Raw genomic sequence first — 1660 nt, 5'->3', positions numbered from 1 at the left:
ACCTATGTGTGCTGGCGGTGTAATTGGGTTCGGCGAGCTAGAGAGTGCGCTAAACACGAAGTAACAGCTATCAGGTACAAATGGAGGTGCCTAACTGATGGATGTGTCTGTAGACTCGTTACCGGAGCTAACCCCGGAGTATCGACAAGCCCAGCTTCAAGCGGTACAAGATGCCAAGGTAGTCTATCAATTTGAAGTAGTAAAAGTGCCGCCTACTGATTATGGCGATATTTTTACTTGGGTATTGGGGGCTTTAATGTTTTTTGGGATAGGGTACCAACTCTCGTGGTTAGGTGTTCTTGTCGCTTCAGTGTTCGTTTTTGCCATTGGTAGCTATTTATATTACGCCGGCAACCCAGATACACAACAAACAGTAACCTTAACTGAAAAAGGGATGATAGTCACAGAGCTGACTCTCGTCCCTGACGCCTGCTTTGCCGCCTTACGTTACTCTGGCTATGCCGGTATTGCTATTTCAATTATCGGTGTGGTGCTGGTCGGGCCGATGATGTTTGTTGGCGCCGGCGCTGGGCTATTAATGTCGTTTAAAATGGCCGGAGTGGTAAATAGACCCAAGCAACAGGTGCTGCCGTTTAACTCTCTACTTAGCTATGAGTTTTATATCGCACCCGCTATAAAATATAAAAACAACCTTGTTCAGTGGCATATGTCCCCAATGATCGAAATGGATCATGATGAGGATGATGAAGAAGCAAGAAACCTTTATCGCTCCAATCGAAACTTTTACTTTTTGTATTTTGCCGCTTCGTATGAAGAGCAAGCTCGAATCGTAAAACACTTAGCCCCTCTTCTTAATGTTGTCGAGGAAGAGTAAGTATTCACGGGCTTCCTAAACAGCAAGCCTTTTATATTCAGGACACACACCAATAACTCGTTTTTCAGACATCAAATTTAAGCCAAAACAGCAGTGTTGCCCGGGCTTGGAGCCTGTGCTTGAAACACAATGGGGCATATCCGCGCTAGCCGACTAAAAGGCTTAGGGCGAACCACCGCCTCCAAACCTGTATGGTTTGTTACCTGCTCATTGAAAAACAATCAACGCGAGGTGAGAGCTTGCTCGGCCTTGAGCGTCTTAACGATGCCATCTCGCTGACTATCGCTTAATGGAAACCAGCGGTTCTTCTGGATCTGCGGTTCAGACAACACTTCAAGCAGTGCATCTGGGCTCAGTTTGGCCTTTCCGTATGCCACCAGCTCGATCGGCTGTGCACACAAAGACTGTAAACGACAAATACATTGGTCAACGTCTTGGGTAAAACACAAGTTATAGGCATTTTGGTTCTGCATCTTGATTAAACAAAGATCGGGAGTGCCACTAGATGGGGAGCAGTGCTCAGTAAAGCGATTGAGTTGCGCTTGTCTAATAATCGCTTCGAGCCAGCTGTATTTGGACGTTTGTTTAGGGTCGGGCCCATTGAGCAGCGTCGATAAATCACGCATATGGGAGCGAATCGATTCAGGCTCGGTGTGAATGCGATAGCAAATAGAGTTGAGAACCTTCAGAACGTGATCGTCTGTAAGCTTTGGCATGGTAACCTCCAACAGGAAAACATTTCCATCACCACACAGAGACCCCATAACAAAGGGTGGTGAACTGAACAAGGTTGAACCTACCGCTCACTAGTAAACGGCCAGCCGA

At 46.6% G+C, this 1660-nt stretch carries 2 protein-coding genes; one reads left to right on the top strand and one right to left on the bottom strand.

Translation table 11 applies throughout. From position 1 onward, the window contains the following. Positions 1–97 precede the first annotated feature (97 nt). A complete protein-coding gene (locus OH455_RS23125; RefSeq protein WP_269982927.1) occupies positions 98–835 on the top strand; it encodes a hypothetical protein in 738 nt (245 codons plus the stop codon). A 221-nt stretch (positions 836–1056) separates the two neighbouring features. Here OH455_RS23125 and OH455_RS23120 read toward each other — a convergent pair whose 3' ends face one another. Then, a complete protein-coding gene (locus OH455_RS23120) occupies positions 1057–1551 on the bottom strand; it encodes a hypothetical protein (RefSeq protein ID WP_269982926.1) in 495 nt (164 codons plus the stop codon). Between the last annotated feature and the right edge of the window lie 109 nt (positions 1552–1660).

The organism is Vibrio sp. T11.5 (assembly GCF_027587155.1).
Lineage (GTDB): Bacteria > Pseudomonadota > Gammaproteobacteria > Enterobacterales > Vibrionaceae > Vibrio > Vibrio neptunius.
The sequence above is the reverse complement of the archived record's forward strand: the minus strand, read 5'-3'. Positions and strand labels throughout refer to the sequence as shown.

Bases quoted from the DNA above. Each gene is read 5' to 3' on its own strand.
- OH455_RS23125 (WP_269982927.1), top strand. From the start codon at position 98: ATGGATGTGTCTGTAGACTCGTTACCGGAGCTAACCCCGGAGTATCGA.
- OH455_RS23120 (WP_269982926.1), bottom strand. From the start codon at position 1,551: ATGCCAAAGCTTACAGACGATCACGTTCTGAAGGTTCTCAACTCTATT.